26 protein-coding genes are annotated in these 18,205 nt (G+C 54.3%); all 26 read right to left on the reverse strand.

Annotation, left to right across the window (positions count from 1 at the left end; all coding sequences use genetic code 11):
- Nucleotides 1–31: 31 nt before the first annotated feature.
- Nucleotides 32–1,960 (reverse strand): phage tail tape measure protein, encoded by a 1,929-nt coding sequence (locus FKM52_RS10180; protein ID WP_141176089.1) that lies wholly within the window; start codon nt 1,958–1,960, stop codon nt 32–34.
- Nucleotides 1,961–2,044: 84 nt separating this feature from the next.
- Complete coding sequence (locus tag FKM52_RS10185) at nt 2,045–2,371, reverse strand: phage tail assembly protein (RefSeq protein ID WP_138211565.1); 327 nt, start codon at nt 2,369–2,371, stop codon at nt 2,045–2,047.
- Nucleotides 2,368–2,724 carry a phage tail tube protein gene (locus tag FKM52_RS10190; protein ID WP_138211566.1) on the reverse strand — a complete coding sequence of 119 codons (357 nt, stop codon included), beginning with the start codon at nt 2,722–2,724 and terminating at the stop codon, nt 2,368–2,370. Before FKM52_RS10190 ends, FKM52_RS10185 begins: the two co-directional genes overlap by 4 nt.
- The gene (locus FKM52_RS10195) at nt 2,724–4,238 is read right to left on the reverse strand and encodes a phage tail sheath subtilisin-like domain-containing protein (RefSeq protein ID WP_141176090.1); all 1,515 of its coding nucleotides are present in this window, start codon (nt 4,236–4,238) and stop codon (nt 2,724–2,726) included. The genes FKM52_RS10190 and FKM52_RS10195 overlap by 1 nt, the downstream gene beginning before the upstream one ends.
- A complete protein-coding gene (locus FKM52_RS10200) occupies nt 4,222–4,392 on the reverse strand; it encodes a DUF2635 domain-containing protein (RefSeq protein WP_138211568.1) in 171 nt (56 codons plus the stop codon). The genes FKM52_RS10195 and FKM52_RS10200 overlap by 17 nt, the downstream gene beginning before the upstream one ends.
- Nucleotides 4,393–4,412: 20 nt before the next feature.
- Nucleotides 4,413–4,970 carry a phage tail terminator protein gene (locus FKM52_RS10205; RefSeq protein ID WP_141176091.1) on the reverse strand — a complete coding sequence of 186 codons (558 nt, stop codon included), beginning with the start codon at nt 4,968–4,970 and terminating at the stop codon, nt 4,413–4,415.
- Entirely contained in the window at nt 4,967–5,479 is a 513-nt protein-coding gene (locus FKM52_RS10210) for a hypothetical protein (RefSeq protein WP_141176092.1), read from the reverse strand. Before FKM52_RS10210 ends, FKM52_RS10205 begins: the two co-directional genes overlap by 4 nt.
- The gene (locus FKM52_RS10215; RefSeq protein ID WP_138211571.1) at nt 5,451–5,855 is read right to left on the reverse strand and encodes a phage head closure protein; all 405 of its coding nucleotides are present in this window, start codon (nt 5,853–5,855) and stop codon (nt 5,451–5,453) included. The genes FKM52_RS10210 and FKM52_RS10215 overlap by 29 nt, the downstream gene beginning before the upstream one ends.
- The gene (locus FKM52_RS10220; protein ID WP_138211572.1) at nt 5,852–6,175 is read right to left on the reverse strand and encodes a head-tail connector protein; all 324 of its coding nucleotides are present in this window, start codon (nt 6,173–6,175) and stop codon (nt 5,852–5,854) included. Before FKM52_RS10220 ends, FKM52_RS10215 begins: the two co-directional genes overlap by 4 nt.
- A 75-nt stretch (nt 6,176–6,250) precedes the next feature.
- Nucleotides 6,251–7,480 (reverse strand): phage major capsid protein, encoded by a 1,230-nt coding sequence (locus tag FKM52_RS10225; protein ID WP_141176093.1) that lies wholly within the window; start codon nt 7,478–7,480, stop codon nt 6,251–6,253.
- A 10-nt stretch (nt 7,481–7,490) separates the two neighbouring features.
- A complete protein-coding gene (locus tag FKM52_RS10230; RefSeq protein WP_138211574.1) occupies nt 7,491–8,093 on the reverse strand; it encodes an HK97 family phage prohead protease in 603 nt (200 codons plus the stop codon).
- On the reverse strand, nt 8,086–9,312 hold the full coding sequence (locus FKM52_RS10235) for a phage portal protein (RefSeq protein WP_138211575.1): 1,227 nt from the start codon (nt 9,310–9,312) through the stop codon (nt 8,086–8,088). Before FKM52_RS10235 ends, FKM52_RS10230 begins: the two co-directional genes overlap by 8 nt.
- Complete coding sequence (locus tag FKM52_RS21695) at nt 9,306–9,461, reverse strand: hypothetical protein (protein WP_171023575.1); 156 nt, start codon at nt 9,459–9,461, stop codon at nt 9,306–9,308. Before FKM52_RS21695 ends, FKM52_RS10235 begins: the two co-directional genes overlap by 7 nt.
- Nucleotides 9,458–11,188: a terminase large subunit gene (locus tag FKM52_RS10240; RefSeq protein WP_141176094.1), complete on the reverse strand. Its 1,731-nt coding sequence runs from the start codon at nt 11,186–11,188 to the stop codon at nt 9,458–9,460. Before FKM52_RS10240 ends, FKM52_RS21695 begins: the two co-directional genes overlap by 4 nt.
- On the reverse strand, nt 11,188–11,625 hold the full coding sequence (locus FKM52_RS10245; RefSeq protein WP_141176095.1) for a phage terminase small subunit P27 family: 438 nt from the start codon (nt 11,623–11,625) through the stop codon (nt 11,188–11,190). The genes FKM52_RS10240 and FKM52_RS10245 overlap by 1 nt, the downstream gene beginning before the upstream one ends.
- Nucleotides 11,626–11,734: 109 nt before the next feature.
- Complete coding sequence (locus FKM52_RS10250; RefSeq protein WP_141176096.1) at nt 11,735–12,097, reverse strand: HNH endonuclease; 363 nt, start codon at nt 12,095–12,097, stop codon at nt 11,735–11,737.
- 1 nt (nt 12,098) lies between these two features.
- On the reverse strand, nt 12,099–12,719 hold the full coding sequence (locus tag FKM52_RS10255) for a methyltransferase domain-containing protein (protein ID WP_141176097.1): 621 nt from the start codon (nt 12,717–12,719) through the stop codon (nt 12,099–12,101).
- A complete protein-coding gene (locus FKM52_RS10260; protein ID WP_246085519.1) occupies nt 12,700–13,569 on the reverse strand; it encodes a glycosyltransferase family protein in 870 nt (289 codons plus the stop codon). Before FKM52_RS10260 ends, FKM52_RS10255 begins: the two co-directional genes overlap by 20 nt.
- Nucleotides 13,570–13,576: 7 nt before the next feature.
- Nucleotides 13,577–14,119, reverse strand: a complete 543-nt coding sequence (locus FKM52_RS10265; RefSeq protein ID WP_141176098.1) for a hypothetical protein — start codon at nt 14,117–14,119, stop codon at nt 13,577–13,579.
- Nucleotides 14,120–14,176: 57 nt separating this feature from the next.
- Nucleotides 14,177–14,374, reverse strand: a complete 198-nt coding sequence (locus tag FKM52_RS10270) for a hypothetical protein (protein WP_141176099.1) — start codon at nt 14,372–14,374, stop codon at nt 14,177–14,179.
- A 33-nt stretch (nt 14,375–14,407) separates the two neighbouring features.
- Entirely contained in the window at nt 14,408–14,935 is a 528-nt protein-coding gene (locus FKM52_RS10275; protein WP_141176100.1) for a DUF2514 domain-containing protein, read from the reverse strand.
- Between the two features lie 3 nt (nt 14,936–14,938).
- Nucleotides 14,939–15,472, reverse strand: coding sequence for a lysozyme (locus tag FKM52_RS10280; RefSeq protein WP_141176101.1), 534 nt, complete (start codon nt 15,470–15,472; stop codon nt 14,939–14,941).
- Nucleotide 15,473: 1 nt separating this feature from the next.
- Entirely contained in the window at nt 15,474–15,722 is a 249-nt protein-coding gene (locus FKM52_RS10285; protein ID WP_141176102.1) for a class II holin family protein, read from the reverse strand.
- Between the two features lie 177 nt (nt 15,723–15,899).
- Nucleotides 15,900–16,952 (reverse strand): DNA-methyltransferase, encoded by a 1,053-nt coding sequence (locus tag FKM52_RS10290; RefSeq protein WP_141176103.1) that lies wholly within the window; start codon nt 16,950–16,952, stop codon nt 15,900–15,902.
- 149 nt (nt 16,953–17,101) lie between these two features.
- Nucleotides 17,102–17,293: a DprA-like winged helix domain-containing protein gene (locus tag FKM52_RS10295; RefSeq protein WP_141176104.1), complete on the reverse strand. Its 192-nt coding sequence runs from the start codon at nt 17,291–17,293 to the stop codon at nt 17,102–17,104.
- Nucleotides 17,294–17,491: 198 nt separating this feature from the next.
- Nucleotides 17,492–18,187 carry a bacteriophage antitermination protein Q gene (locus tag FKM52_RS10300; protein ID WP_141176105.1) on the reverse strand — a complete coding sequence of 232 codons (696 nt, stop codon included), beginning with the start codon at nt 18,185–18,187 and terminating at the stop codon, nt 17,492–17,494.
- Nucleotides 18,188–18,205: the final 18 nt, after the last annotated feature.

Genomic DNA, 18,205 nt, shown 5'->3' on the forward strand with positions numbered 1-18,205 from the left:
TTTCACCTTTTGAAAGAACCGCCGGAGCGGATTAACGAGGGTTTTTAAAGGGCGAATAGCCTACATCGTGGGAAATCCCCATCAGAGGATTACCGGATGCCGGAATATCTGTCACGCGCATACCCTGGGGGGCATTTTCGAAGGTCACTTTCAGTTCACTTTTCTGTGCGCCGGTTGTCGCCGCACGATCAAGAACATTTGGGTTTCTGTTTAACGGTATGGAGGGACGATAACGCCCCTCCGGAATGGCGTTGTCAATGCCAAGGATCTCTTTCAGCCGGGGAATAAAGCCGTTGTAACCCCGTTCCCGCTCCTTCGCCTGCATCTTCTGCACCAGGAACGTGCCTTTATCCACGCCAGCATCTTTTGCATCCTTGTCCAGTTCATCCAGTTGCTTCAGCAGTGAAACCACGATCCCGATCGTCAGTGTCATGGCCCCCATTTTGCCGATTTTACCCAGCAAACCGGACAGCTGACCCGCCAGCAGCACCGACTGACGCAGGGAACCAATCGTATTAACCGCAAATGATCCCGCCATGACCAGGCCGACACCTTTGATCACCGTTTCCCAGCCTCCCATTGCCTGTGCGACTTTATCCACCTCCTGCCATACCTCCTTGATAACCGGACCAACCTCATCCCAGTTATCAATAATCAGCATGGCCCCCGCAGCCAGGGCTGCTATGGCTATTTTTGCCGGAGACAAATTGATAACGCTGTTAAGGATTTTAATCGCCCGGGACAAGGTGCCGATCGATACACCAACAGCCAGCAATGCGGCACCAAACTTAGCCACAGACTGCACCAGCTCCGGGTTAGCCCGTACAAATTCCCTGACATGCTCCAGATAAGGCATAACCGCTTTAGCGGCCTCGTTGATGGCTGGCAGGAAAGTATCGCCAAGCGTCACAGAAATCGCGTTGACGCTGTTTTTCAGCAGGGTCAGCTGGTTTTCCGTCGTGGCGGCGCGTGAGGCATATTCCTTCTGCATTGAGCCGCCATACTCCTGAGCGTCTCCGACACGTTTAAAGTTGGTGCGCAGCAGATCCAGGTTGGTCAGCAAGGGAGCTATCGCGCTGAGAGATTCCTTGCCGAACAGCGCGTTCATGACGGCGGCCTGTTTCGCTTTTGGCACCTTCGCCAACGAGTCCAGCACCTTCAGCATGGCGCCGCGGGAATCCTTCTGCATATCCTCAGCGAGTTTCTTCGGATTCAGCTTCAGGAAAGCCATCGCCTGCTTCTGTGCCTTCGTGGCAGAATTGCCGGCAGTCAGCGATAGCATAAAGTTTTTGATGCCGGTTGAGGCTATCTCTGACTCCACCCCCATCCCGGCGATGGTGGCCCCCATTGCTGCAATCTCCCCTGAGGCTACCCCGGCAACACTACCCAGGGGGCCGATCCGGGTCACAATGTCCGAGATTTTCTTCGCGTTCGCAGGGCCGGTATTCCCCAGATAGTTAATTTTATCGGCGAGGACAACGACATCATCCTGCGTCAGCTTAAATGCCGTGCGCCACTGCGCCATCATCTGGCCCGACTCTTCGGCGGTGGTATCAAATGCCACCCCCATCTTCACCGCATCACTGGCGAACTGCATCAGATCGTTTTGGGCGATACCGGCCTGACCACCAGCAGCGACAATTTCTGCAATCCCTTCCGCCGCCATCGGCAGCTGGGTGGAAAGCGTCAGAATGTCGTCGCTCATCTGCGCAAAGGCTTTTTTATCGTCCAGGCCGTCAACTACCTTACGGATGTCGGCCATTTTTGATTCAAAACCAATCGCGGAGTTTATTGGCATCGCCAGCGCACCGAGAATCGCGGTACCGGCCGCCGCAGCCCCCAGCGCCAGACCGGCCATTTCCTTCTGGAACCCCTTCAGCTCCCGCTGCATCCCTTTCAGCGGGCCGGATAGCTGATCAACGGCGGTGATGATGGCCTTTAACTGGAAACTGTCAGCCATGCTTTATTTCCTCATTAATGCGGACGGCCTCCGATTCCAGTTCCAGAAATTCAGATATGGCCGCCCGCCGGAGCTCAAGGGGGTTTAGTCGCCAGAAGTGAGCGGTGTTGTAGAGCCGGTTTCTGAGGTTGTCTCCCCCGCCGATTGAGTAAAAAAATTGAGGATCAGCATGCTGGCCTTGAAAATATCGAGTTTCGCCAGTTTCGCCGCGGACGAACGTGGGATACCCGCCAGCAGCGGGATATATTTCAGCGCAACGGAGCTGTCAATTTTAATCGCGCCTTCCGAGGAAACCGTAAACGGGAAACCGATCGCTTCGATTTCGTCATATGACGGTTCACGCAGTTCCAGCACATGCAGTTTTTCGTTATGAGCCATAATCGGCTCTTTAAGCTTCAACTCTTTTGTCATTGGTAAAATCCTTCTTCACCGTGGAACTCCAGATCCACCGTGCCCTCTTCGGGGTTATGGTTAGCTTCGCCGTGCAGCCAGGCATTGGAAAGCACGTACACCTGACCGTTAGCCAGCTCAGATGTGATGGTCATGACATCAGACGAGGTGATTTTGTCGACGGGAAAGTTTTTCGGAACTTTGGCAGTGACCTTCGTATACGCTGCGCGGCTCGTTTCTTTGTAATCAACAGATCCGTCCAGGCCGATCACGTCATCACGGACTTTGGTGTTCATGGGGACTTCAATGCCGCCGGTAACTGATAGCTGCTGGCCGTCGATTTTGAAATAGGTCGTTCCCGCAATCTTTGCCATTATGCGGCCTCCTCGTTGTACTGCAGGCGGAACTGATTAAGCACAGCAAACACGCGCAGCTGGTTGACATAATCTGGCGGGAACAGCACATCCAGACGGTTCGGATCGTTCGCGTTGCGCTCAACGATCAGGTATTTCTGGAACAGGTCAAAGTTCTCGACAATCCCCTCACGTTCAAGCTGACGGTAGGTTGAGCCCAGCTCACCGCGAATAACCGCAGGCGTGACAATCGCCTGGCCGGGGCCAAAACGCGTTCCATCATTGGCAAGTTTATGACGACCGTATTTGCTGGTGATCACCGATTTTAGTCGGCGCAGCACATAGGCGCTGGTATGCAATGTTTCGCTGTCGAGGTAACTGTTGTCTACCACGCCATACGCATTGGTCTTATAGGTGGTGATGTCACGCTGGATGCGCAGCACGCCGGATTCCGTATAAGCGGTCGCAATGCCATGTGTCAGCAGTGACTGCTGCTCAGTGATGGTAAAGCGTTTGCCGGTCGGCGCAGGCAGAGCACCAGTGAGCTCTCCAGTCTGTGTCGGACGGGCAGGGTCGATGCGCAGGAATACCGCTGCGCGCGCCAGGCGGTAACCCACCAGCTCATCCACAGACGTTTGCACCTCTGTTTCGTACCCGGCAATAGTGATGTGCTGATAATTGAACGTATCGCCATAGGCCACCAGGTCAGACAGTGAGCCCGTTTTAGCGGTATACACATGACCATACAGCTGGCGGATATAGCTCCAGCGCCCGGAGCTGTCGTTCATTTCAACAGCCATCATCTGAAGCGAACTGGGGTCATTGAACGGCAGCCCGATATAGTCGAACGGCTCATCGCCCATAGCAGCGATCGTCGCCGACAAATCCGCATCGCCTGCGCCGCCACTCATTTTGCCGATCTGGATGCTCAGACCGACAGGGATCTCTTCACCGCTGGCGGTACCGTAGTAATTCAGGGTTAATGGGATCGTGTTGCCCACCGCCCCGCTGTTCACAGCAGAGAGGATAACTGTGCCCTGAGATTCCCCGGCAGAAGTCGTCTGATATTCCGCGCTGACAGGCAAATCGGGGTTATTATTGATAATACTCAGCATGGCCTGTGAAACCTGATCGCCAGTGTCCCCCGTTGCCACTGTTACCTGTACCTTACGGGTGCCAACGTAGAGGTTCACGGTACCCGCATCGGTCGCTGTACCGGTGATGGTAATGGTGCCCGTAGCCGCTTCACCATTATCAGGAACGGCAATTACCCAGAGTTCACCAAACGGATCCACCTGGCGGTATGCCTCCACCATGCGAGCCAGCTGGCTGCCACGGCCCGCCATTTTTTTAGCTAAATCCTTCGATGGCATAATCACCAACTGATTCAGCGGCATATCCGATTCAGGTAGCGCCATCCCAATTAGCAGAGAAGGGGCACTGTCCTGTGCGGTGTTTGCAGCGCTGTTATCCATTTCAGCATAAAATAGCGGCACCCGGTTATCAGCCGGGATGGTGTTAAAGCTTACGGTCATTTTTATCCCCTTTACGCGAGATTTTCTCAATATCGCCAGCAGCTTCGCGGCGATACCAGTAGGCGTTTACTTCCACATTTCGCCCAGATTCAGGCAAAAGATCGCCGCGGGTCGGATCCGGAACGGATCGCCCCCTTTTGGGTTTCACAAACATTATTTTTTCCAGGTAGAGGGTTACGGGAAGGTGATTTCGGTGTGGTGCTCAATATTACCGTCTGGCCCGCCGCCGGGGTCGATATAGTCCACATCGATACTGAGTGTCTTCAGCTCTTCCAGCGCGTCGAGATCATCCTGCTGGCGGGAGTCAGCCTCGTCGATCTCATATTTCACCGTGAAGTCGAACTGGTAATAAAGTTCATAGCGGTTCAGCTCCAGCAACATACCACCAGCGTACTGAATTTCATGGGCGCCAGGATCCGGGCACCATCCCAGAAGCGCTTTCCAGATTTCATGACGCACATCATGCACCGCGTCATAGGATGCCCACTGGCCTTTTTCGTCACGCTCATTATTGAGAACGACGATCACAGAAAATCCCTCTGTCAAATCCTGCCAGTAGTCAGTCTGGGAGCGTTGTTCCCCGGTTACATCCTCCGCCGGTACCACATAAGCGGCGGGAAGCTTCAGTTTTCCGGCATCCGGGATCGCCTTAAACTGTGCGGCGCCACCCACGCGATTTTCAAAACGCAGGCATCGGGCCCGCAGTGCGGCCACAATCGGCGTCAGTTTCATTTCTTTTTCCTTCTCTGAGGACGCAGGGACTTGCGCAACTCACGCGACAGCACATATCGGGTCCAGCTGCGGCGACGCTCCAGCACCTCTGCCATATAGTTATTACGTGGAGCAATTTTCCACCCACTGCCACCAGACGCACCGCGATGATGGCCTTTTTTACGTTTAGCGCCGCGGCGCACACCGTAAAACAGAAACGCCGGATAAAAGGCCCCGGAAATATGGCGATTCCCCTCGCCGTTCTTCTGGTTGGGAGCAATCTTCACCATCAAACCCGGGCGTCGTTTGGATGCGCGAGGAACGTAATAACCTATTGAGCGGGCCAGTTTCCCTGTACGGTATGCCGGGTTTTCGCCTGGCGCAGAGCGTCCCCGACGCATGACCAGACGGCGGGCATCCCGCATATGCACCTGACCAATGGTGACAAACGCCCGGCGCATGCGGGCGCGATTGAAAACCAGCTCTTTCGGTTGTTCAAAATCAACGTGTAAAAATGCTTTGTTCTGCATAGCTGGCCCCTCGATCCGTACCAAGCTCCTCACATTCCAGCAGCAGATAGCGCCGTCTGCTGTTCAGATCGCGCACGCGGCGAATGCGATAAACTTGCCCTTCGCAGAACACCTCATGATCGGCGGTTATCTTCGCTCGCCAGCGGATCGTGAAATAATGCGTTACGGTATTTTCCGTCTGTACAGAGCCCTGATAAGCCGCTGCGCCGGGCTGGGCTAACTTCGCCCAGGTTCGGATCTCATCCGGGTACGTGGGAGATACGCCAAAATCATCATTCGGCTCATCCACCCGCAGGCGAATCGCTATCCGCTTATCCAGCTCGCCCGGGTCAGGCAAAAGGTAGGTGGCGCTGGTCTGCGCCTGTCGCAGTTTCATAGCGGGATATACCTGTAAGGCCCAACCAGCCAGTTAAAGCTCATCGGCAATTCAAGCTTTTCAACCTCAGTGACCGTTGAGCGGTTCTCGTAGAAGTGCGTGACCAGCAACAGTAGCGCCAGCTTGATTTCATCCGGCATCACCAGGCCATCGGGATCGTCTTCTGGCAAATCGGCTGCCGTTGCATAAAGCCTGCGGTTGAGGAAGTTCTCCGTCCGGCTCTGCACCGCCTGCCCCATCAGTTCCAGCAGACTGTCTTCATCGGTGAAATCTTCGTCCAGCCTGAGCTGGGCTTTGATTTCCTCCATTTTGAGCAGCATAAATCCTCCTGTGCCCGCCGGAAGCGGGCACAAAAAAACCGCGTTAAGCGGCATGCGATATTCCGTCAGGAGTTATCAGCTGCTGGTGCTGCCTTTGCCCACCAGCGCTTTAATGGCAGAAGTGTCTTCCAGAATGCAGTCGAAGCGATGGAACGCCAGGAAGCCGGTCTGGTCGAATTCAGCGTAACGCTCCACCAGGCGCTTCAGGATCATGTAGCGCACGCGACGGATAATGAAGCGGTCAAAGTCACCGCAGAACATGAACTTTTTACCCGCCCCGATATCATCAATCTCCTGATCGATAACATACGGCACATTCAGCACCGAGGCCGGAGCCACGCCAACGATATCCGGCAGCCACAGCGGGCGGCCCTGACCATCTTCCATTTCGCTGATAAGTTTCAGGGTGCTGTCATTGAAAGCAAGGCGGAACTTCGGCCCGCGGCGATAAGCCGGGTCGATACTGTGTTTGAGCGCCAGAATTTCCTGCCATTTCACCGCCGTTGCAGCGGCTGTCTGGGTGGTGCCGGTCACAGATACCGCCAGGCCTTTCGGCTGCTTTGGCGTACCAGCGCCAGTTCCCTGAATCAGATAGCGGGCTTCACCGCGCCCAATACGTTCCGCGATACGGCGGGCAAGATAGGCTTCCATGTCGATCGCGCTGTCCTGCAGCAGTTCGTTAGATACGCGAATGATTTTAGAGGTCATTTTCAGCGCACCCAGGCTGTCCATGCCAAATTCGGTATCTTCTTCACCGGCTTCTTCGTTCTCGCCCAGCAGCACACCCACCTCAGCAGTACCATCGGCGGTAGCCCACTCCATGGTGCGGCCATCAGAGGTTGTCAGGATCTGCGCCACGCTGGCGATACCACCGTAAGCCTTCATCTGCTCGACGACTTTCGCAAGGAAAGTGTCCGGCACGGTATAGCCGCCCTTTTCATCCGGTGCGACACCCTGGGCACGCAGTTCACGCAAGGCCTTACGCTCTTCAGCGGTCAGCTCACTGGCGCCGTGGCGCATCCATTTATCAAAAATCTGTCCGCGCTGCTCATCCGGCTTTTTACCGTTATCCTTATCCAGATTGTCGCGCTGTTCATCGCTTTTATCATCGATGTATTTCTGATCCATATCGCGCAACTCTTCTTCGCGGGCAATACGCTCATCCAGCCCTTCCAGCTCGGATTTAGCCTTATTCCACTCAGTGCGCTGCTCATCAGTCCAGGCGTTATCCCCGATCTTTTCGTTCAGCGCGCGCATTTCGGTCGCGATGGTGTTGCGCTTTTGTTTCATTTCATGAAGCTTCATGGATGTTTCCTTATGCATTAAGAAGTGTCAGGACGCGCTCGCGCGCCATTCGTTGGTTAATGGCAAGCTTCAGCGCGCCGCTGTCGCGTGCTTCCTGCCAGGCTTTCAGGGAGCGAACCCCGGAATCAGCTTCCTGGTACGCCGGATACGTTACGGGGCTGACATCAAAGAGACGCGAGAAGCGCGAAATTTCACGAATAACCACGCCCTCTTCATCCTCATACCAGCGCTCGCCGTCCCGGGCGACCCGGAAGGCGAAACTGGACTGGTTGATGTCGCCGCGAAGCATCGGTGCCAGCACCAGATCGCGGATGGTCTGGGTGTCAGGTGCTTCAATGTCATAACGTAAACCACGCTCATCGGTCGAAACCGTCAGCGTGCCGGACGCGCTGCGCCCCAGAATAAAGTTAGGATCATGGTTGAACAGGCCGCGCACATCGTCGCCCAGCACATCATCAAACGCGCCTGGCTTAATAATCTCGCGGAACCCCCATAGCGGTTCAGAGCGCGAATTGAACACCGAGCCATAACCGATAATGCGCGTCGGCTGCTGATCGTGCTGCTCGGCCCTGACCTCGCCGCTGTAGCAGCGTGTTTCCCGATCGTCACTCATCGGAATTGCCCTCCGTTTTATCGTCGTCTTTAAAATCTTTTGCCGGATCGGCAGCGTTGACGCTCACCAGCATCTCGTCGAGCCCCTCTTTGGGATTCATATCCTCAAAGGCACGGGCCTCATTGCGGCTCATCCAGCCATCTGTGATGGCAAAATGGTAGAACTGAGCACGCTCTTTCGGCGTACCGCGCAGCAGGCCCGTCAGGTTAAAGCGGACGTAATACCCGGCCTCCCGCTCGGCACGGGTGAACAGGCGACGGTTTATCTCCTGCTCCCAGTTCGTCACCCAGGGCATCATCGTGTAGCGCACAAACTGAATGGCCTGCTCGGAGATATTGGAGAATGTCGCTTTTTCCAGGTCGTTGATCATGTGTGCCGGTACGTTGAAAATTCCGGCAATCATTGAGCGGTTCAGCTTCATCATGTCGATGAGCTGTGCATCAACGGGGGAGACAGTCAGCGCTTTATAGTCAAGCTCTGCCGGCAGCAGCATGGTTCTGTTTTCCTGGCTTCGCAGCATGGCAGAAGCTTTCTGCCACATCTTTTTGAGACGATCCCAGGAGTTGTCGTTAAGTTCCCCTTTTACCGACACAATCCCCGCCGGACGGGCATTTCCGCTAAAAAAGCTCTCGGTATATTTCTGCCCGCTCATCCCCATACCGATCGTTTCAGCGTGCTGGAGAATCGGACTCAGCCCCATCTTCTGGTTATTCCCCAGCGCCCGGATGTGGATCATGTCGTCAGGGCTGATAGCAAAAGAGCCCTCTTCGTTGTACATGCCGTAGGTGTAGCGCCCGCCGGTATTCAGCAGCGTCGTTTCCCATGGCATGCAGGCTTCAAGCTGGATAACTTCCCCCCGGCGATTGCGCTTAACGTGGGTATAGCCATTCCCCCAGCCGAGAATGTGGCGCTGCTTCAGTTCGCGCCATTTGTAGCTGGTTTGCCAGTCGTTCGGCTCATCATGAACCAGATAAAAAACGGGGTGATCCCGTGCCGGCTCCACAAACTTCCCGGTTCGCCGCATAACGTGTAGCGGCATCTGGGCAACGTTGGAGGAAATGACGTAAATACAGGCATACACCGCCGCCAGCTTCATCGCCGTTTTGGGGTTAACGATCACGTCACCGTTAAAAATCCCGTCGTTTTCGGCCGCTTCAGCAGTCAATGGAACCGCAGGATTTTCAAGCGAGTTGCTTCTGAACATGGCATTAATCAGCATTTTGATCCCCTTGCCGCCAGCAGTGCCCATAACAGAAGCCCGGCACCACCAGCCATAAGCGCTGCCGCTGCGCCGTATTTGAGGTAAATACCGCCCACCAGCGCGCCAAAGCCAGACAGCCCGGCGACATCGATAATTAGTGATTTCACAGGAATAAAACGTCCTCGTCTGGATCGAGATTGGAGAGAAAATCTTTTGGCTCATTCAGCATTGCGCGGCCAACACCCATCATCATGCTCACCGCACCATCAATCTTGTTGCCGCCACCCTCTTTCACCGGACGAACGACATCATCGCTGCCCGGAAGATACTTCCCGACCACGTTAGAAACACACCAGTTCATCAGCGGATTACCGTCATGATGAAAACGGCCGGCAGCGATTGCCGCTTCGATTTCACGCATTGGATCGCTCATGTTGGTGTAGTTCTGGGTAATGGTTATGGGCTCCAGGCCTTCATCCAGCAGCATATGGGAAATGCTGGTCGCCCCGTAGGGGTCAATCGGGCATGTCGCTATCTTCACCGACTCGCGCAGTTGGAGGATGGACTCAAAAATAATTCGGTAATCCACCTCTGCGCCGTCGGTGGGCACCAGAACCCCTTGATTGACGAATGACTGATAACGCTCTGCCGTTGTTTTCAACGCCGGATCGGTGGAATACACCGTATCCTCTGGCACCCAGAACATCGGGCCAACACAGTAAAAATGGCTAAGTCCGTTGATTTCTCGCCTGAAGATCGGCGCAACGGCGTTGAGGTCCAGCTTCGACGCCAGGTCAATACCCAGGTAGCACTCCTCCCCGGCAAAATCTGACAGCTTCAGCGTTTTATCTGCTGCTGCCATCCACTTCTGCAGGTTGTAGAAGGCGGCTTTCGAACTCACCCACTTGTTAAAGTGTTTGGTGAGGATCTTGTTGGTCTGGCTGGGGGTGGACATGGCCAGCAGCTGTTTAGCCCTGAGAAAGCCTTCCTTTATCGACACACCGTAGTTTGGGTTTGCCTTTATCAGCGCTTCGGGCTTTGTCCAGTCGTCGTCATCATCAAGGGTATAGATGATGCCAAATATGGCCTCGTTTTCGCCTCCTTCCCTGATGCGCTCCAGTATTTCAACCACCTGAGCACGCTTTTCATAGCAGGGGGAAGAAATGTCATATCCTGCGGTGGTAATGATGAGCGTCACAGGCTGCTCACGCGCGCCCATACCCGTTGTCATAGTGGTATAGAGCGCATCGGTATCATGCTCGTGATACTCATCAATAATGGCGCAGGATGGTGAGTCACCGTCCCCCGGGTCACCGATGATTGGCGCAAAAACGGAACCATCCGGGCGGGTCATCCGTTTAGCCCAGGGCTTAATGCTGAATTTCTGACGCAAAGACGGCAGCTTTTTCACCATCGCCAGCGCCGGCGCAAACACCTTCCACGCCTGCTTTTCTGTCGTGGCGCCACAGTATACTTCCGCGGCATATTCACCATCGGCGCAGAACATATAATTGCCGATCGCCGCCGCTATCGCGGATTTACCGTTTTTACGCGGCACCTCGATATAGATCTCAGTAAAGCGGCGAAACCCGGTGTCTTTGCGTACCCAGCCAAAAGGAACACCAAGGGAGAATTTTTGCCAGGGCTCAAACTCTATCCTGAGCTTACGCCGCGCCCACTCCCCGGAAGTGTGGGGCATCTTCTGAGAAAATCTTAAAAAACGTTCAGCCTTATTCTTATCGAAACGATAGGGCCAGTTTGGATCCTTCGCGCGTTCGAGATCATCCAGGTGACGCTGACAGGAAAGAATGGTTAACCGACATGCCAGAATCTTCCCGTTCACGACGTCCCGCGCATACTGGTTCGCCGCATTGACGTTCGGATATGTAGCCATCAATCAAACTCATCGAATTCATTCCCTGCATCGTCCGGATCATTCTTACCGCTGGTCATACGTAGTCGACTCAGTGGGTCAAGTCCGAGAAGCGAACCCAGACGGGCAACCTGAGAAACAGAGTCATTTCTGACGTTGATAGCGGGGTGCTTCTTCTCCCCGCCCATCTCACTGGAGACGGTCAGCCCCTCTTTTGCAATAACTTTTTCGGCTTCAATCATCAGATGAAACGCATTGCAGTACGCGAGAAGGATCGGCGCATCCTCGACCTCGAACACACCCCGCTCAATTAAAATTTTGCTCTGGGTTTTCCATAGCCGGATCGCCACATCCCCCATCAACTCCGGAGGAGGTGCAATTCTGGTCAGTTTGCTGGTTTGCCCAGTGGGTAAATTTCTTTTTCGACCGCCGCCGGAAGATCGTACGGATACACCCATAAATACCTCCTGATCAATAGGCGTCGCCTTCCGGAAAAAAGTTTCTTATTTTGGGCGCGTAAAAATATGACGAGGCGGGCAGTCCGGGAAGGCAAAGGCGGTAGAGATTTTACCCCGCCCCCCTGCTGCGCCCTTCGCGGGCCGTCTTCGCCCGGTGACAGGCGGCGCACAGGCTCTGAAGGTTGCCATCGTCGTCCGTACCCCCCTGAGATTTAGGAATGATGTGGTCAACATGCTTTGCCACAACTGCCACCCCCTGCCTGCGGTGCTCGCAGCACAGCCCACCATCACGCGCAAGTATCCGCATACGACGACGATCCCAGACCGTGCCATAACCGCGCTGGTGGCGGGTCTGACCGGGCTTGTACTGCTGCCAGCCATCCCCTTTGTGCTCGTCACAGTAGCCGCTGCGATCCGTTGTGGTATTCCTGCATCCTCGTTTTCTGCAGGCTTTTGGCGTTCTCGGCGGCATGCTATTTCCTCCGGAAGGCGTAACTGCTGATGCCGTCGCGGCCCAGCGCGCTCTCAATAGTGTTGTGCTCAATGCACGCAAAGCCCTGAGCATCAAACCACTTCAGCAAACCGTTGTGCGTCCAGTACCAGATATGCTCATCTTTGCGGTAGTGGCGGGATTTCAATATATGCTCGGCGTCCCTGAATACAGGCAGTGACACGAACACCCACTGGCCTGCTTTCGCTACAGCCGCCTCTGGCTCATCGATATGCTCCAGTGAATCCCAGAATGTCAGCGCCGGAAAAGTAGTATCAGCAGCATATAAGTCAGCCCAGCGCATCCGGGCCTGCAGCCAGGCAACGCCTTCCGGGTTGACGTCATATCCCCACGTGTCCGGGCGACACTCGACGAACTTGCCGGAGCCAATCCCCACATCCAGTACTTTCCCCAGATAATGGCGACCAACCAGCAGCAGGCGCGCCGTAGTCAGCTGGAGGCCCATTGAGGTTTCAGCCATCTGGCGGTATCTGGCGAAATAGTTCGCATCATATGGCCGGGCAGCGGGAACGGGATAACGCCCCATACCCAGCTCGGGCAACCACACCAGGCCATTTTGCAGTTCATTTGAGAACGATGTCATGTAACCAGCCTTTGAATTTGTCGTTGAATCCGGAAATGTGCTTGCTGCAATCGTGATCCATGCTGGCGCACATGCAGTAATCATCAGGCTGAGCCCAACCTACACAGGAAAGGTCCATATCAGGATCGGTAACGATATGGGGAGCGTTATGGGCGCCGCAGCCTCCCTGCACGATAAACACTGGCGTTTGGTAGCAGATTGCAGCCGGTAACGCCCAGCCCACACCGGAAACCACCACCGCCGCATGCTCAACCAGTGCCAGCATTTCAGTTACTGACAGCTCGCCTTGATGCAGCTGCAAATCGGCTTCCGGTTGCTCGCCAACCAGCCATTCTTCGTCCTCTTCCAGATCCGCCAGGCTGACTACGTAGAAGTGCTTGCGGAGTTCTCGCGCGGCGGCGGCCAGATATTTCGGATCAGGATTGCGTGCCGGGTTCGCCCACTCTTTGCGGACGGTGGCAGGACGAATCACGGCGATCGGCTTATCCGCCGTCACAGGGGATTCACCATACGACGGCAAATCGAATACGCTGGCCGCCTTGCCAAACTGCCACGTCATGGCGTCGACAATGGAGCCTTTTTTCAGCTCTTCCGCACCATAAAAGATGGTCAGAACTTCCGAAGGCCTCGCCGGCTCCCGAACGTAAGTCACGCCCGTTCTCTCTTCGTTTTTACGCTGAGTGCGCAGGCTGGTATTGGAGCGAACAAACCGCACATCCAGATCGGAATAAAGCTCCGGCCATGGGGTTCGCAGGAAAGCCCCGGGATACTGGCGCACAAATGCGCGCTGATAAATGGAGTCTCCAAGCCCGTACATCCCGCGGATGCTGACTTTTCGTCTTAATGCCATAGATGTCCTACTGAGAAAGCGCAGCCTCTAAAGGCTGTCGGGGAAAACAGGTCAGCCGCGTATAGCGGGAGCAGTTGATAATCTCGACACCACCAGCAATGGCATTAAGGCGACTGAATTCGTCATGCCAACGCGCCACGCTGAATTTATCCGGGTTGGCCAGCTGCTGGTGGTTACCGTGCCAGTGGGTGCCGTGACGTATTGAACAGTCATAGCCCAGCAACAGGATCCTGCTGGCTCCAAAATGGATTGCGAGTTCTATAGCCCGCTGCCCGGAGTTATAGGAACCAGGCAACGTCGAAGGAAAGTAGTTAATGCCAAAGCGACGAGCGGTAAACTGATCACCGCACCACCGTGCAGCTGATGATCTGATAGTGCTGTAATGCTCTTCCCACCAGCAACAATCCGAAGCAAAAATCACCGCAGCATCGGGCAGCATCTGCCAGGAATTATTAACGACAATCGCCGGTAAGCCAGATGCGCTTACCTGGGCACAATCGCCCCGCGTCAGCGATGGCCCACTGGCGATACAGATGAAGGTTTTAGTCATGTTGGTTACTGAGGGGTGGCATTATCGCAGGCACTCAGTGAATGCCTGCTGTAATGCTTACTGCTCCAGCTGTAAAACTCCGTGTTCCAGCGAGTCTGAGTATGCGACCAGGCCCGTATACTCCGGAATAACCTTGCCATCATCAGCTTCAAACTCTGGGATCGTTGCGGTAGTGATGGTGTATTGTGGCTGACCATCTTCTTTCGAAAACGTAGCCAGTTCTTCAATCTGCTCGGCGGTCAGAACTACAGTCATCTTGTTTCCTCTCTTACTTGTTAAAAAGCCCCGCTATTTGCGAGGCTCCTGATTAATAGGGTTGTTGTTCGACTCTCTCACCGACTCGTAAATTCTTTCGCAAGTCATTCCGGCGCGGTAGCTTTCGTCAGATCGTCCAGCATAGTATTTAGCTTCGTCTGCAAGGCTTCCGAGCATGTCGGCGAGCATTGCGGCGTTGGCGCTGGCTGTTTTGCTTCCGACGGCAGCGGCAAGATTTGCGGTGTGCTTTGCGGCGTCCAGGTGGGTAGCGAGTTTTTTGGCTTGTTGCTGCAATTGGTTAACAGTGGCAGACAGACCAGCAGCAGTGGCAGCAGATTTGTTGGCCTGCGCTTGCGCATCTTTAACGGCTTCATCACGGGCAATGCCCCTCCCTTGTTCAATCATGCGGGCAGCGGTCTGCGCATTAGCAGCCTGTGAAGACTCTTGACTGTCGCGGTCAGCCCACCTTGTTTTCCAGTCGCGATTCGTCCACTCACTGCCAGCCCAAAAAGAGCCAGCCAGCAAGGCAACTGCAATGATGCAAATGCTACCCGGCTTCACTGATCAATCCCCCCAGCACGTCAGCGCGCTTTCCTGATCCCGACGCTCAACCTGACCATAGCAGCCGTTTTTCTGGCCTTTGGTCAGCCGGCAATCGCGACCACCGTCTTTAATCCACCAGCGGATAGCCTCACACGCCCCTTTCCGATCGCCAGCGTTGATGCGCTGATAGAACGTGGAGGGAAAGCACTTCCCCGGGCCGATGTTATACGGGCAGAATGAAGCAATGCCGACCTTTTGCGGTTCAGTCAACGGCACATGAACATTACGCTGCACCCAGGCCAGCGCTTTATCACGCTCAATGGCATTCACCTTGTCGCATTTTTCCTGAGTCAACTTCGTACCCTGAACCACTGGCTTACCGTCCACCAGCGTGGCACCGCGGCAAATTGTCCAGACACCGCCTGCATCACGATAAGCCGTCAGGCTGTTTCCCTCTTTTTCATTGAGGAACTGGTCCATCAGTACCGGCGCAGATGCGCCAGCAGCGATAAGCGCCAGCATTGCAGCGCTTAGTTTTGCTCTGGCTGAAGCCATATTAATTGTCCTGAGGAGGTGGCGTGACGTAACCGCGTGCCAGCGCCTGTTCGTAGGCTTTGGTCTGTCGCCGCTTGAAGTAGAAGTTAACGAAGAAAGTCAGCAGGCCAATCACAAAGCCGCCAACGACCGCAATAAGGTTCCAGTCAAGGTCATGCACCCATCTGGCGACACCGCCCCAGCAAATGAGGCCGCCTGATGCGCAATACCCCACAGCCGAAGCAATTTTGTCAGGCATAAGTCTGTGCATCTCTCTCACCTCCGAAAATCATCGGGGTGCTGTGTTGGGGGAAATTCAGGCTTCAGGGCCGTGGCGCTACATGGCTATATCGAGGATGAAACCCTGAACCTGAAAAGGGATGACCACCACAGCGTGACAGACGTGGTGAGCCGATTAATGAAGTTTTCGGCTCATGATGTGAGCCGTTTATTTTTCTGGTAACGCTCTGATTTCGTCAACGGTCTGGTTAAACCGCTCTGTTTCCAGCTCGACGCCAATGGCCTTACGGCCTAAATCGATCGCCGCTTTTAACGTGGAACCGGAGCCCATGAAGAAATCAGCTACCACATCCCCGGGTCTGCTGCTGGCGCTGATGATTTGCTTCAGCATGTCAGCAGGCTTTTCGCAGGGATGTTTGCCGGGATAAAACTGGACGGGTTTATGCGTCCATACGTCGGTATATGGCACGGCCACCGACACGGCAAAATACCGCCGAAGGGATTTGTACTCCTCCAGCAGTTCGGAATATTTACGGTTCAGTGACTGGTATGTTGCCACCAGCTGGTGATGAGGCTGCGCCAGTTCGGCACGCTGATGCTTCTCGATAGCGATCCGGGTGAAAAGCTTCTGCAATTTGAGGTAATCCGCTTCACCCGGCAGCTGCCACTGGCTTGAACCAAACCAGTGCGAAACCATGTTCTTCTTGCCGGTGGCCTCAGTGATTTGTTTCGAGGTAACGCCAAGCGCTTCCCGCGCATCCTGAAAATAGGCAATAAGCGGTGTCAGCACATGCTGTTTGAGTTCACCACATTTTGCCGCGTAGCCATCGTCTTTGGGCTTGCATGGCCCCTGATAGTGCTCAGCAAACAGAACACGCTCAGTGGCCGGGAAATACGCGCGCAGGCTTTCTTTATTACAGCCATTCCATCGACCGCTGGGTTTAGCCCAGATGATGTGGTTCAGGATGCTGAAACGGTCGCGCATTAAGATTTCAATATCTGCAGCCAGTCGATGGCCGCAAAACAGGTAAAGACTACCGGCAGGTTTCAACACTCGCCAGAATTCAGCCAGGCAGCGATCGAGCCAGCGAAGATAGTCTTCATCCCCTTTCCACTGGTTATCCCATCCGTTTGGCTTCACCTTGAAGTAAGGCGGATCGGTAACAATCAGGTCGATGGAGTTATCAGGAAGGGTGGCGATGTAATGCAGGCAGTCAGCGTTGATTAACTCAACACTGTTTATTTTCACAGTATTTTTCATAGATCAGTAAGCGGGACTCTGATAGGCTCACTGTGCTTTAGCGCTAAAGCGGTGGGCCTCGGTTCGCTTGTGACCTCAAACATGAGCGAATGGCTGGTGGCGTGCTCCAACACCCACCAGCCGCCCATTTTCACAGCCAATAGCCACCATTACTGGAGGCGCTTATAACATCCGAATTGATAAAACGAAAACCCCGCCATCACTAATTGCGTGAGTATAAATTCACAGCGTGCAAGGCTCAGGTGTGTATTCTCTGCAATTTCCCCAGCGGTCGCTGGCGTTGTACTTAGTTCATTAAGAATTGCTTTCGCTTCTTCTGTCATATCTTGCTGATTTGGCATGTCTTTTACCTTAAAAAATAGTGTGACATACAGATAACTCTGGTCGCCGACAGCAGCAAGAAGTCTTTGCAAAAGACATAAAAAAACCCCGCCGAAACGAGGTTAGATACAGTTTTGACAAAATATCAAATTAGCCTTAAATATGGCTCATTTTGTTGCATTTTGCAAGCACATTAGACGGAGTTAGTGAAATTTAGGTCACATTTCCAGCGTATTAGCCACTTCCAGCCCTTCGCGCCTGATGAGGATCGTTTGCAGCGCCTGAGTGTCAAGCTCGACGAATGCCGTTTTAAATCTCGCCCAGTGCGATGCATACACACGTAACCAGGTTGAACGATCCACAGACATCATTCGCGCCAGCGCCGCGCCGGCGTATTCTTTATATGTGTCATTGCTTCTGGCCGCGGCCACCTCCTGCGCTGCCAGCCAGACAAGACCGACCAGTTTTTTCACTACCCGTGATTGCAGCTTCTTCTCTACCCTGTAATTCTGAAACTCATTCCATACATGCTGGCACATCAGCGTCTGGTACCTGAAGTTCAGATCGAAACCGTAGCAGTAACGGATCCATGCCTGCTGGTAGTCATCCAGTGAATTGATTACCCGGCGCCACGGCGCGTAACTAAATTCCAGATCCTGCATTGGCGGGAACGGTCGCCGCCGGCTTCTCGTTTCCAGCACATAAACAGGCGTAGTTAATGCCTTCGCAATCGAGTGTCCACAGCCTTCCCCACCCTCCAGTTCGATAAGAGGCTGCCCGCAGCGGGGCGTTTTATTTTTGTCTGCCGGTGGATGTTCGCTAAACGCCTGCAGTTGCCCCTTTGTCCCTTCAGATAAATTCGCCAGGGCGCGCCTTACTTCTATACGGGTATATTCAATGGCCTGTAAGTTCATTCAGATTAGCGCTCCATA

It is taken from the genome of Mixta tenebrionis (assembly GCF_006517625.1).
GTDB classification, from domain to species: Bacteria; Pseudomonadota; Gammaproteobacteria; order Enterobacterales; family Enterobacteriaceae; genus Mixta; species Mixta tenebrionis.

What these genes read in the sequence shown, in the direction of transcription:
- FKM52_RS10230 (WP_138211574.1), bottom strand. Translation starts at nt 8,093, where the DNA reads ATGAGTGACGATCGGGAAACACGCTGCTACAGCGGCGAGGTCAGGGCC.
- FKM52_RS10210 (WP_141176092.1), bottom strand. Translation starts at nt 5,479, where the DNA reads ATGCAGAACAAAGCATTTTTACACGTTGATTTTGAACAACCGAAAGAG.
- FKM52_RS10250 (WP_141176096.1), bottom strand. Translation starts at nt 12,097, where the DNA reads ATGCCGCCGAGAACGCCAAAAGCCTGCAGAAAACGAGGATGCAGGAAT.
- FKM52_RS10225 (WP_141176093.1), bottom strand. Translation starts at nt 7,480, where the DNA reads ATGAAGCTTCATGAAATGAAACAAAAGCGCAACACCATCGCGACCGAA.
- FKM52_RS10295 (WP_141176104.1), bottom strand. Translation starts at nt 17,293, where the DNA reads ATGCCAAATCAGCAAGATATGACAGAAGAAGCGAAAGCAATTCTTAAT.
- FKM52_RS10240 (WP_141176094.1), bottom strand. Translation starts at nt 11,188, where the DNA reads ATGGCTACATATCCGAACGTCAATGCGGCGAACCAGTATGCGCGGGAC.
- FKM52_RS10235 (WP_138211575.1), bottom strand. Translation starts at nt 9,312, where the DNA reads ATGCTGATTAATGCCATGTTCAGAAGCAACTCGCTTGAAAATCCTGCG.
- FKM52_RS10255 (WP_141176097.1), bottom strand. Translation starts at nt 12,719, where the DNA reads ATGACATCGTTCTCAAATGAACTGCAAAATGGCCTGGTGTGGTTGCCC.
- FKM52_RS10285 (WP_141176102.1), bottom strand. Translation starts at nt 15,722, where the DNA reads ATGCACAGACTTATGCCTGACAAAATTGCTTCGGCTGTGGGGTATTGC.
- FKM52_RS10245 (WP_141176095.1), bottom strand. Translation starts at nt 11,625, where the DNA reads ATGGGTGTATCCGTACGATCTTCCGGCGGCGGTCGAAAAAGAAATTTA.
- FKM52_RS10215 (WP_138211571.1), bottom strand. Translation starts at nt 5,855, where the DNA reads ATGAAACTGCGACAGGCGCAGACCAGCGCCACCTACCTTTTGCCTGAC.
- FKM52_RS10220 (WP_138211572.1), bottom strand. Translation starts at nt 6,175, where the DNA reads ATGCTGCTCAAAATGGAGGAAATCAAAGCCCAGCTCAGGCTGGACGAA.
- FKM52_RS10190 (WP_138211566.1), bottom strand. Translation starts at nt 2,724, where the DNA reads ATGGCAAAGATTGCGGGAACGACCTATTTCAAAATCGACGGCCAGCAG.
- FKM52_RS10270 (WP_141176099.1), bottom strand. Translation starts at nt 14,374, where the DNA reads ATGACTGTAGTTCTGACCGCCGAGCAGATTGAAGAACTGGCTACGTTT.
- FKM52_RS10205 (WP_141176091.1), bottom strand. Translation starts at nt 4,970, where the DNA reads ATGAAACTGACGCCGATTGTGGCCGCACTGCGGGCCCGATGCCTGCGT.
- FKM52_RS10195 (WP_141176090.1), bottom strand. Translation starts at nt 4,238, where the DNA reads ATGACCGTAAGCTTTAACACCATCCCGGCTGATAACCGGGTGCCGCTA.
- FKM52_RS10280 (WP_141176101.1), bottom strand. Translation starts at nt 15,472, where the DNA reads ATGGCTTCAGCCAGAGCAAAACTAAGCGCTGCAATGCTGGCGCTTATC.
- FKM52_RS10265 (WP_141176098.1), bottom strand. Translation starts at nt 14,119, where the DNA reads ATGACTAAAACCTTCATCTGTATCGCCAGTGGGCCATCGCTGACGCGG.
- FKM52_RS10300 (WP_141176105.1), bottom strand. Translation starts at nt 18,187, where the DNA reads ATGAACTTACAGGCCATTGAATATACCCGTATAGAAGTAAGGCGCGCC.
- FKM52_RS10180 (WP_141176089.1), bottom strand. Translation starts at nt 1,960, where the DNA reads ATGGCTGACAGTTTCCAGTTAAAGGCCATCATCACCGCCGTTGATCAG.
- FKM52_RS10290 (WP_141176103.1), bottom strand. Translation starts at nt 16,952, where the DNA reads ATGAAAAATACTGTGAAAATAAACAGTGTTGAGTTAATCAACGCTGAC.
- FKM52_RS10260 (WP_246085519.1), bottom strand. Translation starts at nt 13,569, where the DNA reads ATGGCATTAAGACGAAAAGTCAGCATCCGCGGGATGTACGGGCTTGGA.
- FKM52_RS10185 (WP_138211565.1), bottom strand. Translation starts at nt 2,371, where the DNA reads ATGACAAAAGAGTTGAAGCTTAAAGAGCCGATTATGGCTCATAACGAA.
- FKM52_RS10200 (WP_138211568.1), bottom strand. Translation starts at nt 4,392, where the DNA reads ATGTTTGTGAAACCCAAAAGGGGGCGATCCGTTCCGGATCCGACCCGC.